Raw genomic sequence first — 21,335 nt, forward strand, 5'->3', positions numbered from 1 at the left:
TAGTTGTTTGTTTAGTTTGTAATATAGATGTAGAGTAAGCTTTTTTAGTGTTTAAAAATAAACAATTGACTTTTTTCTTAAAATTCAATATGTTCATAAAAACATCTGTTTTTCATAAGTATAATTAACCTAAATGGTTTTGGAATTTGGGAAGGAGAATGTAGCTTTGAAAACATTAGAACTACAAGAGCGTTTAACTGAAATTTTTCAGCATTTACATGAAAATCCTGAAGTGAGTTGGAAAGAGTATGAAACGACAGCGTATATTACTAACTTTTTAAAAGAAGAAGGAATTTCATATAAAATATTTAATGATTGTCCAGGCGTGATTGCTGAAATTGGAAGCGGAAACCCTGTTATTGCGATTCGCGCTGATATGGATGCACTTTGGCAAGAAGTGAATGGAGAATTTAAAGCGAATCATTCGTGTGGTCACGATGCTCATATGACGATTGTAATGGGACTTATTTTACAATTAAAGAATATGAGATGGAAAAGTGGTACAGTTAGATTTATTTTTCAGCCAGCAGAAGAGAAAGGGAATGGTGCTTTAAAAATGGTAGAGAAAGGTGCTGTGGATGATGCGGATTTCCTATTCGGTGTTCATTTACGCCCGATTGAAGAACTATCTTTGAAACAGGCTGCCCCATCAATTCGTCACGGAGCAGCAGGTTTTTTAGAAGGTACGATTCACGGAGAAGATGCACATGGAGCACGCCCACATCAAGGGATAAATGCAATTGATGTTATTTCCATGATTAATATCGGTTTGAAAAACATATGGCTACCACCGCAAAGTTCCTATTCAGTAAAGATGACGAGGTGCCAAGCTGGTGGTGATAATTTAAATATTATTCCGGGTAACGGGCATTTTAGCTTAGATGTCAGAGCGGAGAGTAATACATTATTAGAAGAATTGAAGAAAAAAATAGAGCATGTCATAGAATCAGCTGCATCGATGGGATCGAAAACTTCATATGAGTGGATTGATCTCGCGCCAGGAGCTGAAGTTTCAGAAGAAGCTGAGCGATTTATGCGTAAAGGTATTCTTGAAGTGTATGGGGAAGATAAATGTACGGGGCCACTTTATACGACAGGAAGCGATGATTTCCATTACTACACAGTGAAGAGACCACATTTAAAAGCTGTCATGCTTGGATTAGGAGCAGACCTACAACCTGGATTACACCATCCGTATATGAAGTTCGATCATAGTTGTATTATGGATGGGGTAGAAATATTAAAACAAACTGTATTGAAAGTGTTAGAAGACAGGGGCTAGGGAGCTCCTGTTTTTTTGTAGAAATTTGTCGTTAGGTCGATATCCTTTGTCGAAACGTCGATATATTGATAAAATCGTTCATATAATTTCACGTACCTATTGACTTGATGAAAAATGAGTCTCCAGTACATGGTGTATAATAATAAGTACCATTTCTTAATAGGAGAAGTCGAATGAACGAACAATATTATGATGCAGTTTTAAATATAAAAACAGTCGGTGAGCAAAAAGGATTTAACAAGTCTATGCATTATCATCGTTATGAACCGACGCCGTATAACGGATTAGATGAGTTATTGAATCAATATGAAATAAGAAGTAGCGACCAGATTGTAGACTTTGGATGTGGAAAAGGACGATTGAACTTTTATATGCACCATAAGTGTGGTGCTTCAGCGATTGGAATTGAAATGAATGAAGAGTTTTATAAAGAAGCGTTGGATAATCTTGATCGTTATGCACGCAAGGTAAGAAACAGTAAAGGTAAAATTGGGTTTGAATGCTGTTTAGCGCAGGAATATGAGATTGATCCACGTGATAACCGATTTTATTTCTTCAACCCATTTTCTGTACAAGTATTTATGAACGTAGTAAATAACATTTTACTTTCGGTAGAAGAAAAGGGGAGAGAAGTGGATATTATTTTATTTTATCCTTCTGAGGACTATATTTTCTTCTTAGAAAATCAGACTGCGTTTGAGCTGAAGAGGGAAGTTAGATTGCCAGGGGCTTATGAGAAGAATGGAAATGAGAGGTTTTTAGTGTATAGATTGGAGCGTTAATGTATGGGTGCTTGGGGAGTAGCAATATTATCAGACGATATTGCTGAGGATATTAAGTTACTGTATAAGGATTTGTTAGCAAATGAATACTCAAATGAGGAAGCAAGTCGGATTGTAATTGAGGAATACAAGAATGAATTAGATGATGAAGAAACTATTGTTTTTTGGTTAATATTTGCTTCCATACAATGGAGGTTAGGGAGACTTCAAGAGAATGTTAAGCAGGAGGCATTGCAAATAATAGAGAGTGGTGCAGATTTAGCTCGTTGGGAAGAAGAACCTAAATTACAGAAGAAACGTGAAGTAGTTTTAAATAAATTAAGAGAGCAGTTAAATTCTCCGCAGCCAGAAGCGAAAAAAGTACCGAAGAGATTTATAGCTAATACTTCTTTAAAAGCAGGTGATGCTGTTAGTTATGAATTAGTATCGGGGAATTATATTATCCTTAAAGTCATTGAGATTGTTGAGGAATGGCATGGAGATCGATATCCTCTGTTCGAAATGTGTGATTGGGAAGGAAAAGAGATTCCTTCAAAAGAAGAAATAGACCAATTAGAATTGAAAATAAAGATTTATGAGGGTGGAAAACAGGAAGTTGTAAAAATTGCTATTTATCCGGCCGGAAAAAGAGACAGCACATTAAAAAGAATCAAAGTAGTGGCAGAGGATGTAAAAGTAGTATTGGATATAGGGTCGCCGTATACAATACTATGTTGGAAGGATTTTGACGACTATGTAAATACATTGTAATAAAAAAAGACGCATTACCTAATTGGTAATGCGTCTTTTACTCACGTCTATATTAGTTACGGATTAAGTAATCAAATGCACCTAAAGCTGCGTTTGCACCTGAACCCATAGAGATGATGATTTGTTTGTACGGATTATTTGTACAGTCACCTGCAGCAAACACCCCTGGTACGTTTGTAGCGCCGTGCTTGTCTGTTACGATTTCACCGCGAACGCGTTCAACTGTTTCGCCTAACCAGTCTGTGTTTGGAACAAGACCGATTTGTACGAATACACCTTGTAATTCAACGTGATGAACTTCTTCAGTTTCACGATCGATGTAAGAAATACCGTTTACTTTATCAGTACCAGTAATTTCTTTCGTTTGAACGTTTTTCAGAACAGTTACGTTTGGTAAGCTGTTAAGACGCTCTTGTAATACAGCATCAGCTTTTAATTCTGGCATGAATTCAAGAACAGTTACGTGATTAACAATACCTGCTAAGTCGATAGCTGCTTCAATACCAGAGTTACCACCGCCGATAACTGCTACGTCTTTTCCAGTGAATAATGGACCGTCACAGTGTGGGCAGTATGCTACACCTTTATTTTTGAACTCAGCTTCACCTGGTACGCCAACATTACGCCAGCGAGCACCTGTTGAAACGATTACGCTCTTACTTTTCAGAATAGCGCCGTTTTCAAGTTCCACTTCAATAAGTTCTTTTTTCTCTAAACGTTTCGCACGTTGTAGATTCATTACATCGATGTCGTATTCTTTTACGTGCTCTTCAAGACTTGCTACTAGCTTAGGACCTTCAGTGCGTTTTACGCTGATGAAGTTCTCAATACCCATAGTATCCATTACTTGACCACCGAAGCGTTCAGCAACGATACCAGTGCGGATACCTTTACGTGCTGCATAAATTGCTGCACTTGCACCAGCAGGGCCGCCACCAACAACAAGAACATCGTATGGATCTTTATCAGAAAGCTCTGATGCATCTGGACCGTTACCCATTTTAGCTAAAATTTCTTCAAGTGTCATACGACCGCTTCCGAAAGATTCGCCGTTTAGGAAAACTGTTGGTACTGCCATGATGTCTTTGCTTTCTACTTCCTCTTTGAATGCAGCGCCATCAATCATAGTATGTGTAATACCAGAGTTAAGAACGCTCATTACGTTAAGAGCTTGTACAACATCAGGACAGTTATGACAACTTAGGCTGATATAAGATTCAAAATGATATTCGCCTTGAATGTTTTTAATTTGATCGATTAATTTTTGTTCAACTTTTGGAGCGCGTCCACTTACTTGTAGTAAAGCTAACACTAATGAAGTAAATTCGTGTCCTAATGGAATACCAGCGAATACGACACCAGTGTCTTCATCAGGGCGGTTTACGCTAAAGCTTGGTGTTCTCTCTAATTCAACTTTTTCTACTGTAATCTTAGATGACATAGTAGCTAATTCGTCTACTAGAGCTAACATATCTTTAGATACGTCATCGTCTCCTGCGCTTACTTTAAGTAAAATATCGTTCTCCATTAATTGAAGATATTGGGATAGTTGTGTTTTTATATCTGCATCTAGTATCATTTTGATCGAACTCCTTAGATTTTGCCTACAAGGTCAAGGCTTGGTTTAAGTGTTGCAGAACCCTCTTGCCATTTAGCTGGGCAAACTTCACCTGGGTTGTTACGTACGTATTGAGCTGCTTTAATTTTGTTAACAAGAATGCTTGCGTCACGGCCGATACCGTCAGCATTGATTTCCATAGATTGGATAACGCCGTCTGGATCGATGATGAATGTACCACGAGCAGCAAGACCTTCTTCTTCCATTAAAACGTTGAAGTTTGTAGTAATTGTGCGAGTTGGGTCACCAATCATGATGTACTCGATTTTACCGATAGTTTCTGAGCTATCATGCCATGCTTTGTGAGTGAAGTGAGTGTCTGTAGATACAGAGTATACTTCAACGCCTAACTCTTTAAGAGTTGCATATTGGTTTTGTAAGTCTTCAAGTTCAGTTGGGCAAACGAATGTGAAATCAGCTGGGTAGAAACAAACTACACTCCATTTTCCTTTTAAACTTTCGTCAGTAACTTGGATAAATTCTCCATTATGGTAAGCATTAGCTTTAAACGGTTTTACTTCTGTGCCGATTAATAACATATTAAAATTCCTCCTAAATGTTGGTTTTGAGCATCAAAAAATAGTGTGCTCATAAAATATATTTTTTAATTAACTATAATAATTCTAATTCGATATTAATTATCATATAGAAGTGGTTATTTTGTCAAGAGAATAAACGAACTTTATATCAATTTAATTAATATTAATTCTCAATTAAGATTGTTAGAGAATTAAAAGGTAATTTTTATGTCATAAATTTTCAATGAGTGTTTGAAAGTGTAGTGTGTATGTTAGAGATATGTTGTAAGTATAAATCATAGGAAGGAAATATTTCTTAGAAGTTGTCTTTTTGAAAAGGAACTGCTTATTTCTATTTTACAAAGAATTGTGTCATAAATAAAATAAAATGAATTAGAATCTTTTTGAACAATTTTTGTCCTCTCAAATATATAATTAAGAAGTATATTGTAATGATAATTAGAAACATTGACTCAAAGTGCTAACAAGATATAATAAAACCTAGATATACATTTCAAAAAGAAGAACATATATTATAGGATGAAAGATTTAATCCTATTATTTTTTATAGCTTTTAGAAAACGCTTACAATTAGTGTGGAGGGGAAACCATGTCTAAGTTCACGAAGTATTTTTTAATGGAAGCTAACGATGTGATTGTATATGTGAAAGAGAAATTATCTAAGTTTGAACATGTAAAGGGGCTAAAGTGTAAAGAAATAGGTGATGGTAATTTAAATTATGTATTTCGCGTTTGGGATGAAAAGGAGAACATTTCTGTCATTGTAAAGCAAGCTGGGGATACAGCACGTATTTCAGATGAGTTTAAGTTGTCGACGAATCGTATCCGTATAGAATCAGATGTTTTGCAGTTAGAGGAAGAGTTAGCACCTGGGCTTGTTCCAAAGGTGTATTTTTTTGATAGTGTGATGAATTGTTGTGTAATGGAAGATTTATCGGACCATACAATATTACGTACAGCACTTATAAATCATCAAATGTTTCCAAAGCTTGCAGATGATTTAACGACCTTTTTGGTAAATACACTCTTATTAACATCGGATGTTGTAATGAATCATAAAGAGAAGAAGGAACTGGTGAAGAATTATATAAATCCTGAATTATGTGAGATTACAGAAGACCTCGTATACGCCGAGCCATTTACAAATCATAATAAGCGTAATGAGCTGTTTCCGTTAAATGAAGGATGGATTAGAGAGCGTATTTATAGTGATAAAGAGCTTCGTATGGAAGTAGCAAAGCTGAAATTTTCTTTTATGACGAATGCACAGGCGCTTCTTCACGGTGATTTGCATACTGGTTCTGTTTTTGTAAGAGATGATTCTACAAAGGTTATTGATCCTGAGTTTGCCTTTTATGGGCCGATGGGATATGACATCGGGAATGTAATGGCGAATTTAATGTTTGCTTGGGTAAATGCAGATGCAACGATGTCAGCTGGAGCTGAGAAAGATACGTATATGGATTGGTTACAATCGACAATGGTAGAGGTAATTGATTTATTTAAGAAGAAGTTTTTAGACGCTTGGGATATTCATGTGACAGAGATTATGGCGAAGGAAGAAGGCTTTAACGAAATCTATTTACAATCTGTATTAGAGGATACAGCTGCGGTGACGGGTCTCGAGTTAATTCGTCGTATTGTTGGGCTAGCGAAAGTACAAGACATTACTTGTATTGAGAATGAGGAAGCACGTGCTAGAGCGGAACGTATTTGTCTTCAAGTTGCAAAGAAATTTATTTTACGAGCGAATCAATATAAAACAGGTACAAGCTTTGTAGGAACGTTAAAAGAACAGTCGATGCACTACGCGAAGTAAGGGGAGAAGATGATGGAAGAGCAATTAATACCAATCCAGTGGAAAGAGGATGCTTTAGTTTTATTAGATCAAACATTATTACCGAATGAAGTTGTCTATGAATCTTTTAAAACAGCTGAAAGTGTGTGGGATGCCATTCAAGTAATGAAAGTAAGAGGAGCGCCAGCGATTGGTGTTTCAGCAGCTTATGGTGTGTATTTAGGAGCCAAGGAATTTACTCAAAATACGGTAGAAGAATTGATAGAGGAAGTAAAAAAGGTATGTGCATACTTAGCAACATCAAGACCGACAGCAGTAAACTTATTTTGGGCACTTGAAAGAATGGAGGTAATAGCGCTAGAAAACGCTCACTTATCAATCGCACAGTTGAAAGATAGATTACTAGAAGAGGCAAAAGAGATTCATAGAGAAGATGAAGAAATTAACCGTCAAATTGGAGAACATGCATTAACGTTATTCCATGATGGAATGGGAGTGTTAACACATTGTAATGCTGGTGCGTTAGCGACGACTAAGTATGGTACTGCAACAGCTCCAATGTACTTAGCGAAAGAAAAAGGGTGGGACTTAAAAATCTATTCAGATGAAACGCGTCCTAGATTACAAGGTTCAACGTTAACAGCATTAGAATTGCAGCGAGCGGGAATTGACGTCACTGTTATTACGGATAATATGGCAGCTATGGTCATGTCACAAGGGAAGATTGATGCGGTAATCGTTGGATGCGATCGTGTGGCAGCAAACGGTGATGTAGCAAATAAAATTGGGACATTGGGTGTATCTATTTTAGCGAAATACTACAACATTCCGTTTTATGTAGCGGCACCAACACCGACAATTGATTTGAAAACACCGACAGGAAAAGAAATTCCGATTGAGGAAAGAGATGCTTCTGAAGTAATCAATCGCTTTGGACAATATTCTGCTCCGAAAGAAAGTAAAGTATATAATCCAGCATTTGATGTCACGCCACATGAAAATGTAACAGCGATTATTACGGAAAAAGGGATTGTAAAACCACCGTTTACGGAGAACTTAAAAAGGCTATTTCAATAAGTAGATAGAGTTAAAAATTCAGTTATCATAAGCTTCATACTTAGGGGGATGTATATGTTATTACAAAAAGAGAGAGAAGAAATTGTAGCGTATGGAAAGAAAATGATTTCTAGCGGTTTAACAAAGGGGACAGGCGGTAATATTAGTATTTTCAATCGCGAGCAAGGTCTTGTTGCCATTAGCCCAAGTGGTTTAGATTATTATGAAACGAAGCCTGAAGATGTAGTTATATTAAACTTAGATGGTGATGTAGTAGAGGGAGAGAGAAAACCATCAAGCGAACTCGATATGCATCTTATTTATTATAGAAAGCGTGAAGATATAAATGCGCTTGTGCATACACATTCTCCTTATGCGAAGACAATTGCATCATTAGGATGGGAATTGCCCGCAGTATCGTATTTAATTGCTTTCGCAGGCCCTAATGTTCGCTGTGCACCTTATGAAACATTTGGTACGAAGCAATTAGCAGAGGCAGCTTTCGAAGGGATGATTGATCGTCGTGCTGTTTTACTTGCGAATCACGGTTTAATTGCAGGTGCAAATAACATAAAAATGGCATTTACTGTTGCGGAAGAAATTGAGTTTTGTGCGCAAATTTATTATCAAACGAAAAGCGTCGGAGAGCCTAAGTTATTGCCAGAAGATGAGATGGAGAATTTGGCGAAGAAGTTTGAAGGGTATGGGCAGCAATAGAATGAAACAAGAAAGACCCTCAAGATTTGACTCTTGAGGGTCTTTCTATGCCTTCTTAAGCAACAAATACATAAAGTAAGGAGCACCAATTAAAGCGACAACAATACCTGCTGGGATACCGTTAGGCTCAACGATGTTTCTTCCGATTGTATCTGCTAATAGTAATAGCCATCCACCGATTAAAAGGGCGATAGGCATGAAGATTTGATGTCTTGGACCTACTAAAGATTTTGCGATGTGAGGAGCCATTAGTCCAATAAAGCTAATTCCTCCTGTTACGGAAACAGCTGCAGCTGCAAGCGCAACGGCTGCAACTAATAAGTATCTGCGTTCTTTTTCAATTTCAATTCCAACGCCGATTGCGACTGGCTCGTTTAATGCTAGAATGTTTAATCGATTTGCCTTATAGAAAACGAACGGAATGAATACGATTAACCATGGGAGCATTGCTAAAACAAAGATCCAGTCATCTCCCCAAATGTTACCGGCAATCCATTTGGCGATAAAGTCCACTTTCATACGATCTGCGGATGAAATAAGGACAATCATCATTCCAGATAGTGCAAATGCAAAACCGATACCGGTTAATGTTAATCGCACCGGCTGAAGTCCAGTTGATTTACTATATGAAAATACGTAGATTAGAACAGCTGTTAGAAATGCTCCGATAAATCCAACGACAGGTAGTAAGTAAAGAAATGAACCTACATCTATTGGAAAGTATAAGAAGAAAATAGCAACAGCAACACCGGCCCCAGAGTTGATTCCAAGAATACCAGGTTCAGCTAAATCATTTCGGGTAAGTCCTTGCAGAATAGCTCCTGATAAAGCGAGAGCCATACCAGCTAATAATGTAATGACAATTCTAGGGAGTCTTAATGAGTATAAAACGAACTCCTCTTTAAAAGTTCCTTGTCCCATTAATGTTGGGAGTAGTCGATCATAAGATAAAGATGCTGAACCGAGCCCCATTCCAATTACAATAGTTGTAATGGTTAGGATAAGTAAAGCGAGTATAATAAGACGTTGTTTTCTTAGAATAGATGGGATCATGAGAACATTTTTCCTCCTTTACGTACAATGAATAGGAAGAATGGTAATCCTACAATTGCGACAATAGCAGCAACTGGTGTTTCGTACGGAGCGTTAATGGTACGTCCGATTGTATCTGCAAGTAGCATAAAGGAAGCCCCAGCAATTGCTGACATTGGTATAACAAATCGGTAATCTGGACCGACAATTGGGCGTACCATGTGAGGTACCATTAAACCGATAAATGCCATATTTCCGACAAGTGCTACAGATGCACCTGCAAGTAAGATAATAATGATAAATAGAATGGTTTTAATAACAATAATTTTTTGACCTAGTCCAATAGCCACTTCTTCACTGAAACTAAGAACTGTCAATTTTTTGGCTAGTAAGATAGCGATAAAGATACTAATTGAAATGACTGGAATAATAACTTTCAATTGGCTCCAAGTAGTTCCGATTACGCCTCCAGCAGTCCACAGTGATACATCTTGTGAAATTTTGAAGTAAATGCCGACCCCTTCTGAAATTGCGAGTAGAAATGCTGAAACGGCAGCACCAGCTAATACAATTCGAAGAGGAGAGAGCCCACCTTTTTTCGCCATACCAATTCCAAATACCATAATTGCGCCAACGGCAGCACCGATAAAGCAAGCTAATGTTAAGTAAAGATAGCTGATGGAAGGGTTGAAAGCAAGTGTTAGTGCAAGTGCAGCATTTGCTCCACCAGATAGCCCTAATAATCCAGGATCGGCAAGTGGATTTCTTGTTAATCCTTGCATAATTGCTCCAGAAACAGCAAGTCCAGCTCCTACAAAAATAGCAGCAACTTCACGGGGCAAACGTATTTCGCGAATAATAGATATTTTATCCCCTTTAGCGGAGGAAGTGAGTGCTAACCATACGTCTTTTATTGAAGTATCTGCAGCACCTAATACCATTGCCACCATAAAAATAAGAAAGAATGCAATTGTGCTTAAAATTAATTTGTATGTAAAAGCTATAGAACGTGTATTGTCATGTTCTTTTGTCATTCGTTTCACATCTTTTCTTTTCATAGAATAAAGGAAGAGGAATTCTTAAATTAAGAATTCCTCATGTTTGTATTATTTACCAAGAAAGCTCTTCTTGAAGAAGTCCAGTTGGAAATCTAATGTAAGTGGATCATTGAAATAGAATTCCATCATGTTTGCTTCGTATACGCGATTATTTTTTACTGCTGGGATGTTTTTATATGATTCTGTCTCTTGGAATGAGTTATCAGTATCTTTGTTTTTACTTACGATTAAGTAATCACCAGCAAACTCAGGTAATACCTCAGTAGATAATGCGTAGTAACCTTCTTTTAATGCTTTTTCTTTTACCTTTTCAGGCATTTTTAATTTCATTTCTTGGTACAGAATTTCTGTTCCGCGGCCCCAGTTCTCGCCGTATACATAAAGCTGTTTGTTGAAGTTTTCTACAACAGAAACTGTAGCATCTTCACCGATTTTTGCTTTAATTTCTTTACCAGCTTCTTGTGCACGTTTCTTGAAGTCATCAACCCAAGTTTTTGCTTCTTTTTCTTTGTTTAATAACTTACCAATTTCTAAATGCTGTGTTAAGTAATCAACTTTTCCGTAAGTGTATGTTACAGTAGGAGCGATTTTCTTTAACTTATCAACATTTTTAATATTTGATAAACCGATGATTAAATCTGGATTTAGTTCAGCGATTTTTTCAACATTTTCATCTGATACTTCAGCAACATCTTTAAGTTTGCTATCAAAACGAGGGTTTTGTTTAGACCATGAATCTACCCCAACAAGATTTACACCTAATGACATTACGTTACCAGCGAATGATGATAAAACAACAACGCGTTTTGGATTTGCAGGAACTTCTACTTTACCATTTTCAGATTGGTATGTAATTGTTTCTGATTTACTACCTTTTGCATCATTCTTTTTGTCTGTAGAGCCATTGCTACAAGCACTCATAACAAGGACGAAAAGAACTGTTAGTGAAATAAATAACTTTTTCATCGTCTGTCTCCTTTAAATAGATGATATGTGTATACAATAATTTGTTTAACTGCAATCTTTTTGAAAGAGTAGTGGTAATACAAAATATTTATTAAAAATCTTGAATGTGAGATGTCACAATATAGTATTGACCATACTAATAAAAGAAGATGTAATCTCAAATTTTCTAATTATTAACAAATTGATAATGATTATCACTATTGATTCATTAAATAATATAATTTTATCTAGTTGTATTGTCAATAGTAATTTTAATTGTAAATTTTGCAGAAACAGGTTATATTTTATTGAGAATGATAATCAATGATTAGTAGCTGAGGAGTGAGCACGAATGAATCGAGAAGAATTGTTTGATGTAACTGTGATAGGCGGAGGGCCTGCAGGGCTTTATTCAGCTTTTTATAGTGGACTCAGAGAAATGAAAACGAAAATAATAGAATTTCAACCGCAGCTAGGTGGAAAAATACATGTTTATCCAGAGAAGATGATTTGGGATGTAGGTGGACTATTACCAGTTACAGGTGAGAAATTAATTGAACAACTTGTACAACAAGGGCTAACATTTAAGCCGGAAGTTGTATTAAATACAAAAGTAGAATCGATTATTCGTAATAAAGATGGCACTTTTACGTTAAAAGCAAACGATGGAAAAGAACACTTTTCAAAAACAGTTATTGTGGCAACTGGAAGTGGTATATTGAAACCACAAAAGTTATCAATTGAAGGTGCTGAGCGATTTGAAGTATCGAATTTAAATTATACAGTGAAATCTTTAAAGCGTTTCAAAGATAAAACGATCATTATTTCCGGCGGAGGAAATTCTGCCGTTGATTGGGCAAATGAATTAGAACCAATCGCGAAAAAAGTATATGTAACATATAGAAAAGAAGAATTATCTGGTCATGAAGCACAAGTGAAGCAACTGCTGAACAGCTCAGCTGAGTGTTTCTTTCATACATCGATTACAAAATTAATTGCTGGTGATAGTCATGAAGCGATTGAATATGTAGAATTAACGAATCATGAGACAGGTGAAGTTTCTCATTTACTTATTGATGAAGTTATTATTAATCATGGATATGAACGTGACATTACATTATTAGAAAATAGTGAGTTAGATGTTGCGATTATAGATAATTTTTATATTGCAGGGAATGCAAATAGTGAGTCTTCAGTAGACGGATTATATGCCGCTGGGGATATTTTAAAGCATGAAGGAAAATTACACTTAATTGCGGGAGCATTCCAAGATGCTGGAAATGCTGTAAATAAAGCGAAACAATTTATTCAGCCAGATGCAAGTGAGTATGGAATGGTTTCTTCGCATAATGAAGTATTTAAGAAGAGAAATCGTGAATTGATTAAGCAGATGATGAAATAGTAAAGGAACAAGTATACCCCCATTTACTTCTCTATTCAAATGACGAGAGAGATAAATGGGGGTTTTCCTGTTTACTATATTTTCAATCATTATAATGACACCGGTTTCATCAGTTCATGTGACATGAACGTTTTATTTGTAAATCTTCCTAGAAAATAATGAATCTATGCTTTGTTGACGCAGAACAATATTACATTATGCTGTTCCTTTAGCTCGTTCGTTAGGAAATGGCATATTTAATATAGAAGCAATGTACTGTTTTCCATGCATTCGAGCTAATGATTCTAATATTTGGCGAACACGTTTTGTAAGATGACCTTGTTTTTTTATTTCCTCACAATATGCGTCATAGAAAACGTATTTAGCCCAAAGGAAATCCTCTTGTTGGAATAAGAAATGATTTTTGTACCATTCTCCAATTGTATGGTAACAATTGTTTTCCTGTATTGCTGCGCTTTGAGAAAGAATACGATCAGATAAAGATGCAGTTAAATGAGAAATTGTGTTTTCTGTTTCAATTTGTAATGTTTTTTCTAACATTGTAATGATGTGACGAGTAGCCATATGTTAACTCTCCTTTGTGTAAATGGGTAATACCATTCTATATTTAAAAAATTCTTACTATATACTATTATACAATATATGGAATGCATCTACCTGCTTTTTAGGTTGCATTTACAAAATCTTTTTTATTTGTTTACAAAAATAAAGTAAGATACAGTATATAGGAAAAAATAATAAAGGAATGAACGAGTTGTATATAACAGTAGAAGAAGCTGCGGAGTATTTGAATTTACCAAAGTCGTATATTGAAGAGTTAATTCAGCAAAAGAAAATTCGTGCACTATTTGATGGAGAGCAATATTTATTAAATAAAGAACAATTCAATACACATTTAGAACAAATGGAGAAATATAAGCAATTAGTGGAAGAAATATTGAACGAACCAATTCCAGAAGATATGGATGTTAAAGACGAAGATTAAACGATGGGAAATCCCGTATGAAGATAGGCAGAAATGTATCTTCATACGGGATTTTTTTGTTTAAAGATATCAAAAGCCTAAGGAGCGCTTAGTGTTTCTTCGAAGTTTGATAGGTAGTAGTCTACCATGTTAAAAGCATATTTTTTTCTAGCTAGGACAAACATAGAGAACGTAACCTGTACAGATACATATACTATCAGTGCAAAAGCTTATAAATTAATGGAAGGGGTTTTCTCGTGAGTTTATTTCATTGTAATTTTCTGAAAGACTTAATTGGATCTTTTGTGAGAGTAAACAGAGGTGGTCCAGAGGCCCAAAAAGGGACAATAGTCGCAGTATGCTCGGATTACTTTGTATTAAGGAATGAAAAAGGAGAGCTCTATTACTATCAGATTCGTCATCTGAAAAGTGTTACAAAAAATGTGAAAGATTGTAAAGCAGATGATTGTGAATGGTTGGAATGTGAGTGTGAAGATGACTTTGAAAAGCTGCTTCAAAGCTTCAAATATCGCTGGGTGAAAATTAATCGTGGTGGCCCAGAGAAAGTTGAAGGTATTTTACAAGATGTTTCTTGTGAATTTGTGACATTAATTGTAAAAGAAGAAGTTATATTAGTTGCAATATCCCATATTAAGAGTGTCACAGTAGAGTGCGGAGAGGACGAAGAAAGTAATAGTGAAAGCAATAATTCAGGCCGAGCTCGTGCACAAAGACAATCAAGTAGAGGGAGATAATAAGAAAGGGGGATACAAAATTGGAGAATGTATTATGCTGTGAGCAAATTAAATGCTTGGTCGGCGAGACTGTAAAAGTAAATCTTCGTGGACCAGAGAGTCGAGTAGGGGTACTTGTATCGTTAGGGAGAGATTACCTTACATTACAACTTCCTCTTGGTGAATTAGTATATTATCAATTGAAACATGTGAAGAGTCTAGTTAAGAAAGTGAAAGAAAGTAAATGTGACGATGGCTATGTTTCATGTTCCTACTCTGATGATGATACTTTTGTTGATGTATTATGTGACTTGACGTATAAGTGGGTAAAGATTAATCGTGGTGGTCCAGAGTGTGTGGAAGGTTTATTAAGTGAAGTTCATGAAGAATATATTACACTAGTAAACTGTGATGAAGTTATTTATATCATTAATTATCATATTAAGAGTGTGAGTCAAGTAGTTAAATGTAAAAAGAATGAAGATGAATAATGTTTAATAAATAAGAGGGGCATTATGAGGGAAAGAGAAGAACAATTTCTTATTTCGATAGTATGAAAAGGAATTACTTACTATTAAAACAGAACTTTGCCCTGATTATTTTTTTAGAAATGAAAGACAGGAAAGAGGAAATTCATAGGAAGGAGGATATAGATGAATGAGTTAAACAAAAGGATTGGGGAAAATATATATGTTAAATTAATCGGTGAAAAAAGATTTAAAGGTGTATTAATAGATGTAGGAAATGATATCGTTGTTCTTTACAATGGACAAGACTACGTATATATATCTTTATACCATGTACAATATTATAAATTTTTACGACCACATGATGAAGAAATCTCAAAACCAGATGCAGATTCTGTAATTAAGAGAGAATCTCCTTCTATTTCTTTGAGGAAAGTATTAAGTACCTCTAAAGGGATTTTCACAGAAATTTATGTAGCTGGAAATGCTCCAATACATGGATATGTTACAAGTGTAATGAACGATTATATTGTTTTTTATAGTCCAGTTTATAAAACAGTATATATATCTTTAAAGCATTTGAAATGGTTAATTCCGTATAAAGAAAATCAAGTGCCTTATGCCCTCAATAAAAATGAACTCCCTGTGAATCCGTTAAATATTACGTTAGCTCGAACGTTTGAAGAGCAACTTATTAAAATGTCTGGCAAAATCATGGTGTTCGATTTAGGCGAGGAATCTAATAAGATCGGAAAGATGGCGAAGATTGATGAAGGGCATATTGAAATATTAAAAGCGCGTGATGCGAAAATGTATGTAAATATTCAACATGTAAAATCTGTCCATTGTCCGTAGACTAGTTGAAAGGGCTGGCTTTTTCTTTTATATGCAGAAGAAAAGGTCGAGCCTATTTGTTTAGTACAATTTGAATATGAGGGAAAAAATGAATTGAATATAAATATGTTTGTATGACCGTTGAAAAGGAAACCTTGTGCTAAATTATAAAAAATATGTACGAGCTATCTTTTGGTGTATTCAATTTATTTTTTTGAGGGAGAACTGCTTAACTAATATATTAAAGGGGTTTTGTTGGTGGAGCAGTTTTCAAATTCGTTATCGATTACATTACTTGGTAGTGCTGGTGGAGCAGCAAAAGCAGTTTTAGCGATTTTAAATCAAGCGATAGTAAATGAAAAAGACCCGATTTATGAAGTCATAAAGAATGTTACATTTTATTTGGCTGATATAAAACAAAAAGATAGGACGTATTATGACGAGTTGTTTCCAAATTTGAAAGATCAATTGTTTTTATCCGAAATAGACCTCCAAGATGTAGTGACATTTAAAAAGCATTTAAAAGAAAGTAGTACGAGCATTGTTATTGATGTTTCAGGGGCAGATACGATCAGAGTATTAAGCTGTTGTAATGAACTTGGAATTTGTTATATTAATTCAGCTTTGGAAAATGAGGCAGTAGATCAGGACGATAGTTTAATCGGCTTTCAGCTTACGGAAAGATATACGAAATTTGAGAAGGAAAAAGAGAAATTTACAAATACAAAAGCAATTATAGGATCAGGTATGAATCCAGGTGTCGTTCAATGGATGGCTGTTGAACTTATGAAGGAACGCCCGAATGAAAAGCCAAGAGCATGCTATATAGTAGAACATGATACGTCATTTTTACATGATACAGCACTTATAAAGCCTCATACACTGTATGCTTCATGGGCAGTAGAGCGATTTCTAGATGAAGCGATATGGAGTTATCCGATGTATATGAGTCATCATCGTCCTCTTTACTTTTATGAAGATGTATATGCTTCAGAGTATAAAGTAAAGTTGGGAGAGAAAGAGTTTTATGGTTGTTTAATGCCACATGAGGAAGTTTTAATTTTAGGGAAAAACTTTAACATGGAAGTAGGGTTTCTTTACCGAATTAACGAGTATACAACAAATATAATTAGACAGAATTTAGATAAGGTAGAAGATCTATGGAACTGGAATCGCAAAGTATTTAATCCAGCCGAAGAAGAGATTGCGGGCGAGGATCTAGTCGGTGTATTACTCGTTTATGAAAATAGCGAGACCTATATGTATAACGTGATGAATAGCAGTCAAGTTTTTCATAAATATAAAACGAATGCGACATATTTCCAAGTAGGATGTGGAATTTATGCTGGCTTGTGTAGTTTACTGTTCGATAACTTTAAACAAGGTGCCTATTATGTAGAGGAATTATTATTAAATACAGAAAGTAAGTACGGAGAATATTTGAATTTATATATGAAGGATTTTGTAGTTGGTGGAAATGACTTTACGGATGGATTGTTGCATGATCGAGTAAGGTGGATATAAATTGTGATGAAAAGGAAGGGAAATCTCCTTCCTTTTCGCGTTATAAGGTTACATATTGTCCTGAAAGTAATTTCCTTATCATTTAATGAGATAATATGTAGAGTTTTTGTATTGATCATGGGGAGTATCAAGGAAGTATTGCGATTCAAAGTAGCGTGGGAATAGGAACGAAAATGGAATTTTCTTTACCGACAGCATAATGTGCTAGAAGAAAATATTTTTCAGAAAAGTGTTCTTGTTGCGTAAATATAAACATTTTATAAAATGTTTCGAGAAGGGTTTTTTTTATAAAACACTTCGTTTATAATGGAGGAAAATATCGACATGAGATTTGTTATTCATGTAACGGTTCGGTAGTGTTAGAAAAAGAAGGGGTGCACGCGCATCCTTTTTTCTATGCAGATATTATGAAAGAGGTGGTATGATGGAATTAACATTAAATTCGACTGTATGCTTACACACAATTCAATTTCGAAAAGAGCAAAAGAATTATATTGTAAAAGATACAATTACAGGAGAAAAATATGAAATGCCGCCACTTTGGATTGATGCATTGGCAATGATGCGTGACGGTTTTTTATTGGGGGAAATTGAGGAGAAATTAAAAGAAGAGTATCCGGCTGAAGAAATAAATATGTTAGCATTTACGAGGCAACTGTTAGAGCTAGAGCTTGTCGAAATGGTCGATGGGGAAGAAATAGCTTGTACAAAGAAGAAAGAGAAAGATTATTTAGCTTGGTTACGTCCTCGTGTTGAGCAATTCTTTCTTAGTTTAAATAAAAAAAATAGAAGCAAAGGTCAATGATGATCTTTGCTTTTTTTGTATAGTTTGTTTAAAAAATTACAGCGAATGCTCTTGCGAAAGCGCCATCGCTATTTTTAATTTTTAAAGGTGCTGCTGAGAAAAAGAAACGTTTCGCGTGAATGGCATCTAAGTTTGTTAAGTTTTCGATTAAATAAATATTATTCCCAAGTAGTATGTGATGAATTGGTGATGTTTCTGTCGTTACCTCATCAGGAGAGATGAAATCTAAACCGACAGATTTTACTTTTAATTGGACTAATTCTTCAGCTAATTCTTCGGAAAGATAAAAGGCTTCTTGTTCATACGCTTCTGTATTCCATTTATTAGATAGGTTGGAATGGAAAATGACAATATCACCTTCTTTTATGTCAGCATTGTGTAATACTTCTTTAGGTAGTTTTCGTTCTTGTACATGAGTTACGTCGATAAGAACAGCTTCACCTACAAATTGATCTAGGGGCAATTGATCAATAGTCGTTGCGCCTGAAATGAAATGAGCAGGAGCATCACAATGTGTACCAACATGAACGACAGAATGAAAATCTGTAACTTGATAGCCTGTCTCTTCAACACTTGTAATGGCTTCTAAATTGATTTTTGGTGTTCCAGGAAATTGAGACATATTGTTTTCAAATGTTTGGGATAGGTCAATTACTTTCACTTTAAATACCTCCAAGTATATATTTTGAAATATAAAAAACTCACCTTTCATAATCAAGAAAGATGAGTTTTGCACACAATAGTTACGTTTTATCTTTCAAAATGCAATGCATTTTGCAGGAATTAGCACCTATTCAGTTTGTATAAACTGAGGTTGCTGGGCTTCAAAGGGCCGGTCCCTCTGCCTCTCTTGATAAAGGTATATTCAATTTAAAGTTCAGAATTTTCACTATAATAAAATTGTAATTCATTTCCTTTTTATGTGCAACACAAAATAGGTATTCACCCAAATAAAGTTGCTCGCATATTGTAGCTTATGTAAATAGAATGCTGCGAAGGAGTGAGTGCAGTGACAGGGAATGTATTGAATTATTATGCTGGTGGAAATACAGCTAGAGGATTTCATAATTTATATGAAGAGAATTTAAAAGGACTAAACAGATTATTTATTTTAAAGGGTGGACCTGGAACGGGAAAATCTTCTTTAATTAAGGCAATAGGTCGTGAATGGGCTGAAAAGGGATATGATATTGAATTTTTACATTGTTCTTCTGATAATAAATCGGTTGATGGTGTCATCATCCCGAAGTTAAAAGTAGGAATTGTTGATGGAACACCGCCGCATGTTATTGAGCCAAAAATGCCAGGAGTTGTCGAGGAGTATATTAATTTAGGAATTGCTTGGGATTCAGATAAATTAAGAAAGCAGAAAGTGGAAATTGAACGATTTGTTTCAGAAGCAAGCAAAGCTTTTCAAGCTGCTTACGCTCGTTTTAACGAGGCATTAGTTATACATGATGAGTGGGAGAAAATATATATTAGTAATATTGATTTTAATAAAGCGAATGAACTAACCGATCAGCTCATTCAGAAATTATTTACAGATAAAGTTGGGAAACAATCGCTTGTGAAACATCGCTTTTTAGGAGCAGCTACACCGAAGGGAGCAGTTGATTTTGTTCCTAATTTAACAGAAGGATTACCACATCGTTATTTTATAAAAGGACGCCCAGGTTCTGGGAAATCAACAATGCTCAAAAAATTAGCTAAGGAAGCAGAAGAAAAAGGGTTTGAAGTTGAAGTATATCATTGTGGATTTGATCCAAATAGTCTTGATATGGTTATCGTAAGAGAATTAGGGTTTGCGATTTTCGATAGCACCGCACCACATGAATATTTTCCGAGCCGAGAAGGTGATGAAATTATAGATATGTATGCCCTTATTGTAACACCAGGGACGGATGAGATGTATGCGGAGGAAATTCGTGACGTCTCTATTCAATATAAAGCAAAAATGAATGAGGCGATGTCTTTTTTAGCGAAAGCGAAATCAGTTCGTGATAAATTAGAACGAATTTATATTGCTACTATGGATTTTTCAAAAGTAGATGCATACAAAGAGGAGATTCAAAAAGAGTTTGAACGAATTGCGGTTAGTGTAACTGAAAAGAACAAGTAAAAAATAACGAATTTTGACAGGCTGTCGGAAATTTTCTGACAGCTATTTTAGTATGTAGTAAACTTAGTAATATATTTGTCGAATTTCCAAGGAAATAATCAAAAAATGGAGAGGGTATGAAATGAGAGAGAAAATTAAGTTGGAGTTAGAACGAATTGAGAAAGAAAATGATGTGAAAATTTTATTCGCTGTGGAGTCAGGGAGTCGTGCATGGGGATTTCCTTCGAAAGATAGTGATTATGATGTTAGATTCGTTTATATGCACCCGGTAGAATGGTATTTATCAATTCATGATAAACGAGATGTAATTGAGTATCCGATTAGTGATGATTTAGATATAAGCGGATGGGATATTAAAAAAGCGTTACAACTATTTGCAAGGTCAAACCCAGCTTTACTCGAATGGATTCGATCACCCATTTTTTATTCAAAAAACTCTAATTTTCCAGAACAGCTTCAGCAAATGAGTGAAAAGAATTTTGATCCAAAAGCAACGATATACCATTACTTACATATGGCTTCAAAAAATTATCGTGAATTTTTGCAAGGTGAGAATGTAAAATTGAAAAAGTACTTTTATGTATTGCGTCCTATTTTGGCTTGTAAGTGGCTAGAGGAGAAAACAACTTTGCCTCCTGTAGAATTCGATCGATTAATTACAGAATTATCAATAGAGCGTAGCGTATTAGATGAAATTGAACAGTTGTTAATAAAGAAAAAGGCAGGTACTGAATTAGATGTTGGATTGAAAATTGAGGTGTTGAATCAATTTTTAGAAGAACAAATTCATTACTATCAGCAATACGTAAAAGGAATTGAAAAGGGATCAGGGATCGATATTGAGAGTTTAAATACATTGTTTCGAGATATGTTGTTTGCGGTCTACGAAAAAGAGCACAACTAAGTTTG

The 21,335-nt window shown here is 35.3% G+C and carries 22 protein-coding genes and 1 riboswitch; of the genes, 15 read left to right on the forward strand and 7 right to left on the reverse strand.

What is annotated here, in order from left to right:
* Positions 1–166: 166 nt before the first annotated feature.
* The 3 genes from EKQ63_RS03610 (at position 167) to EKQ63_RS03620 (ending at position 2,814) form a co-directional block, all read left to right on the forward strand.
* On the forward strand, positions 167–1,282 hold the full coding sequence (locus EKQ63_RS03610; protein ID WP_087994627.1) for a M20 peptidase aminoacylase family protein: 1,116 nt from the start codon (positions 167–169) through the stop codon (positions 1,280–1,282).
* A gap of 173 nt (positions 1,283–1,455) precedes the next feature.
* Positions 1,456–2,064 carry a class I SAM-dependent methyltransferase gene (locus EKQ63_RS03615; protein WP_143880730.1) on the forward strand — a complete coding sequence of 203 codons (609 nt, stop codon included), beginning with the start codon at positions 1,456–1,458 and terminating at the stop codon, positions 2,062–2,064.
* Between the two features lie 3 nt (positions 2,065–2,067).
* Positions 2,068–2,814: a hypothetical protein gene (locus EKQ63_RS03620; RefSeq protein ID WP_087951985.1), complete on the forward strand. Its 747-nt coding sequence runs from the start codon at positions 2,068–2,070 to the stop codon at positions 2,812–2,814.
* A 52-nt stretch (positions 2,815–2,866) separates the two neighbouring features.
* Here the strand turns inward: EKQ63_RS03620 and ahpF are convergent, their stop codons facing one another.
* Together ahpF and ahpC are read right to left on the reverse strand one after the other, a co-directional pair.
* Positions 2,867–4,393: an alkyl hydroperoxide reductase subunit F gene (ahpF, locus tag EKQ63_RS03625; RefSeq protein WP_087951986.1), complete on the reverse strand. Its 1,527-nt coding sequence runs from the start codon at positions 4,391–4,393 to the stop codon at positions 2,867–2,869.
* A gap of 14 nt (positions 4,394–4,407) precedes the next feature.
* Entirely contained in the window at positions 4,408–4,971 is a 564-nt protein-coding gene (gene ahpC / locus EKQ63_RS03630; protein ID WP_000924422.1) for an alkyl hydroperoxide reductase subunit C, read from the reverse strand.
* A 589-nt stretch (positions 4,972–5,560) separates the two neighbouring features.
* Between ahpC and mtnK the strand changes: the two genes are divergently transcribed.
* From mtnK to EKQ63_RS03645, 3 genes are read left to right on the forward strand one after another with little or no spacing between them, the layout of a single operon-like run.
* On the forward strand, positions 5,561–6,790 hold the full coding sequence (gene mtnK, locus EKQ63_RS03635) for an S-methyl-5-thioribose kinase (RefSeq protein ID WP_060629351.1): 1,230 nt from the start codon (positions 5,561–5,563) through the stop codon (positions 6,788–6,790).
* Positions 6,791–6,802: 12 nt separating this feature from the next.
* The gene (gene mtnA / locus EKQ63_RS03640; protein ID WP_143880731.1) at positions 6,803–7,846 is read left to right on the forward strand and encodes an S-methyl-5-thioribose-1-phosphate isomerase; all 1,044 of its coding nucleotides are present in this window, start codon (positions 6,803–6,805) and stop codon (positions 7,844–7,846) included.
* 54 nt (positions 7,847–7,900) lie between these two features.
* Entirely contained in the window at positions 7,901–8,542 is a 642-nt protein-coding gene (locus tag EKQ63_RS03645; RefSeq protein ID WP_000926547.1) for an L-fuculose-phosphate aldolase, read from the forward strand.
* Between the two features lie 45 nt (positions 8,543–8,587).
* Here the strand turns inward: EKQ63_RS03645 and EKQ63_RS03650 are convergent, their stop codons facing one another.
* Genes EKQ63_RS03650 through EKQ63_RS03660 form a run of 3 tightly spaced genes read right to left on the reverse strand, consistent with a single transcriptional unit; the run spans position 8,588 to position 11,598 of the window.
* On the reverse strand, positions 8,588–9,595 hold the full coding sequence (locus EKQ63_RS03650; protein WP_000613093.1) for a FecCD family ABC transporter permease: 1,008 nt from the start codon (positions 9,593–9,595) through the stop codon (positions 8,588–8,590).
* Positions 9,592–10,632, reverse strand: coding sequence for a FecCD family ABC transporter permease (locus EKQ63_RS03655; protein WP_140421270.1), 1,041 nt, complete (start codon positions 10,630–10,632; stop codon positions 9,592–9,594). The genes EKQ63_RS03650 and EKQ63_RS03655 overlap by 4 nt, the downstream gene beginning before the upstream one ends.
* 48 nt (positions 10,633–10,680) lie before the next feature.
* Positions 10,681–11,598 (reverse strand): iron-hydroxamate ABC transporter substrate-binding protein, encoded by a 918-nt coding sequence (locus EKQ63_RS03660; RefSeq protein ID WP_000732578.1) that lies wholly within the window; start codon positions 11,596–11,598, stop codon positions 10,681–10,683.
* Positions 11,599–11,929: 331 nt separating this feature from the next.
* On the opposite strand from EKQ63_RS03660, the gene EKQ63_RS03670 reads away from it, so the two are divergent.
* Entirely contained in the window at positions 11,930–12,979 is a 1,050-nt protein-coding gene (locus EKQ63_RS03670; protein ID WP_087951989.1) for an NAD(P)/FAD-dependent oxidoreductase, read from the forward strand.
* Positions 12,980–13,174: 195 nt separating this feature from the next.
* Here EKQ63_RS03670 and EKQ63_RS03680 read toward each other — a convergent pair whose 3' ends face one another.
* Positions 13,175–13,543, reverse strand: coding sequence for a hypothetical protein (locus tag EKQ63_RS03680; protein WP_060629355.1), 369 nt, complete (start codon positions 13,541–13,543; stop codon positions 13,175–13,177).
* 181 nt (positions 13,544–13,724) lie between these two features.
* Here EKQ63_RS03680 and EKQ63_RS03685 point away from each other — a divergent pair, with 181 nt between their 5' ends.
* The 6 genes from EKQ63_RS03685 to EKQ63_RS03715 all read left to right on the forward strand — a co-directional run bounded on the left by EKQ63_RS03685 (position 13,725) and on the right by EKQ63_RS03715 (position 18,307).
* Positions 13,725–13,964, forward strand: coding sequence for a helix-turn-helix domain-containing protein (locus EKQ63_RS03685; protein ID WP_001004507.1), 240 nt, complete (start codon positions 13,725–13,727; stop codon positions 13,962–13,964).
* A 236-nt stretch (positions 13,965–14,200) separates the two neighbouring features.
* Positions 14,201–14,698, forward strand: coding sequence for a hypothetical protein (locus EKQ63_RS03690; RefSeq protein ID WP_060629356.1), 498 nt, complete (start codon positions 14,201–14,203; stop codon positions 14,696–14,698).
* A 20-nt stretch (positions 14,699–14,718) separates the two neighbouring features.
* Entirely contained in the window at positions 14,719–15,168 is a 450-nt protein-coding gene (locus EKQ63_RS03695; RefSeq protein WP_088327794.1) for a spore coat protein, read from the forward strand.
* A gap of 162 nt (positions 15,169–15,330) precedes the next feature.
* Complete coding sequence (locus EKQ63_RS03700) at positions 15,331–15,999, forward strand: LSm family protein (RefSeq protein WP_060629358.1); 669 nt, start codon at positions 15,331–15,333, stop codon at positions 15,997–15,999.
* A gap of 237 nt (positions 16,000–16,236) precedes the next feature.
* Positions 16,237–17,502, forward strand: coding sequence for an S-adenosylmethionine decarboxylase related protein (locus EKQ63_RS03705; RefSeq protein WP_143880732.1), 1,266 nt, complete (start codon positions 16,237–16,239; stop codon positions 17,500–17,502).
* A 424-nt stretch (positions 17,503–17,926) separates the two neighbouring features.
* Complete coding sequence (locus EKQ63_RS03715) at positions 17,927–18,307, forward strand: hypothetical protein (protein WP_087951991.1); 381 nt, start codon at positions 17,927–17,929, stop codon at positions 18,305–18,307.
* Positions 18,308–18,335: 28 nt separating this feature from the next.
* On the opposite strand, the gene EKQ63_RS03720 is transcribed toward EKQ63_RS03715, so the two are convergent.
* Positions 18,336–18,968, reverse strand: a complete 633-nt coding sequence (locus EKQ63_RS03720; RefSeq protein ID WP_048553234.1) for a cyclase family protein — start codon at positions 18,966–18,968, stop codon at positions 18,336–18,338.
* A gap of 86 nt (positions 18,969–19,054) precedes the next feature.
* Positions 19,055–19,167: riboswitch (SAM riboswitch) on the reverse strand.
* A 149-nt stretch (positions 19,168–19,316) separates the two neighbouring features.
* Between EKQ63_RS03720 and EKQ63_RS03725 the strand changes: the two genes are divergently transcribed.
* Together EKQ63_RS03725 and EKQ63_RS03730 are read left to right on the forward strand one after the other, a co-directional pair.
* Positions 19,317–20,426 (forward strand): PRK06851 family protein, encoded by a 1,110-nt coding sequence (locus tag EKQ63_RS03725; RefSeq protein ID WP_143880733.1) that lies wholly within the window; start codon positions 19,317–19,319, stop codon positions 20,424–20,426.
* 121 nt (positions 20,427–20,547) lie between these two features.
* Entirely contained in the window at positions 20,548–21,330 is a 783-nt protein-coding gene (locus tag EKQ63_RS03730) for a nucleotidyltransferase domain-containing protein (RefSeq protein WP_087951993.1), read from the forward strand.
* Positions 21,331–21,335: the final 5 nt, after the last annotated feature.

This window comes from Bacillus sp. BD59S (assembly GCF_007363175.1).
Taxonomy (GTDB): Bacteria; Bacillota; Bacilli; order Bacillales; family Bacillaceae_G; genus Bacillus_A; species Bacillus_A pacificus.

Bases quoted from the DNA above. Each gene is read 5' to 3' on its own strand.
- ahpF (WP_087951986.1), bottom strand. From the start codon at position 4,393: ATGATACTAGATGCAGATATAAAAACACAACTATCCCAATATCTTCAA.
- EKQ63_RS03645 (WP_000926547.1), top strand. From the start codon at position 7,901: ATGTTATTACAAAAAGAGAGAGAAGAAATTGTAGCGTATGGAAAGAAA.
- EKQ63_RS03700 (WP_060629358.1), top strand. From the start codon at position 15,331: ATGAATGAGTTAAACAAAAGGATTGGGGAAAATATATATGTTAAATTA.
- EKQ63_RS03620 (WP_087951985.1), top strand. From the start codon at position 2,068: ATGGGTGCTTGGGGAGTAGCAATATTATCAGACGATATTGCTGAGGAT.
- EKQ63_RS03730 (WP_087951993.1), top strand. From the start codon at position 20,548: ATGAGAGAGAAAATTAAGTTGGAGTTAGAACGAATTGAGAAAGAAAAT.
- mtnA (WP_143880731.1), top strand. From the start codon at position 6,803: ATGGAAGAGCAATTAATACCAATCCAGTGGAAAGAGGATGCTTTAGTT.
- EKQ63_RS03655 (WP_140421270.1), bottom strand. From the start codon at position 10,632: ATGAAAAGAAAAGATGTGAAACGAATGACAAAAGAACATGACAATACA.
- EKQ63_RS03650 (WP_000613093.1), bottom strand. From the start codon at position 9,595: ATGATCCCATCTATTCTAAGAAAACAACGTCTTATTATACTCGCTTTA.
- EKQ63_RS03715 (WP_087951991.1), top strand. From the start codon at position 17,927: ATGGAATTAACATTAAATTCGACTGTATGCTTACACACAATTCAATTT.
- EKQ63_RS03670 (WP_087951989.1), top strand. From the start codon at position 11,930: ATGAATCGAGAAGAATTGTTTGATGTAACTGTGATAGGCGGAGGGCCT.
- mtnK (WP_060629351.1), top strand. From the start codon at position 5,561: ATGTCTAAGTTCACGAAGTATTTTTTAATGGAAGCTAACGATGTGATT.
- ahpC (WP_000924422.1), bottom strand. From the start codon at position 4,971: ATGTTATTAATCGGCACAGAAGTAAAACCGTTTAAAGCTAATGCTTAC.
- EKQ63_RS03685 (WP_001004507.1), top strand. From the start codon at position 13,725: ATGAACGAGTTGTATATAACAGTAGAAGAAGCTGCGGAGTATTTGAAT.
- EKQ63_RS03680 (WP_060629355.1), bottom strand. From the start codon at position 13,543: ATGGCTACTCGTCACATCATTACAATGTTAGAAAAAACATTACAAATT.
- EKQ63_RS03615 (WP_143880730.1), top strand. From the start codon at position 1,456: ATGAACGAACAATATTATGATGCAGTTTTAAATATAAAAACAGTCGGT.
- EKQ63_RS03660 (WP_000732578.1), bottom strand. From the start codon at position 11,598: ATGAAAAAGTTATTTATTTCACTAACAGTTCTTTTCGTCCTTGTTATG.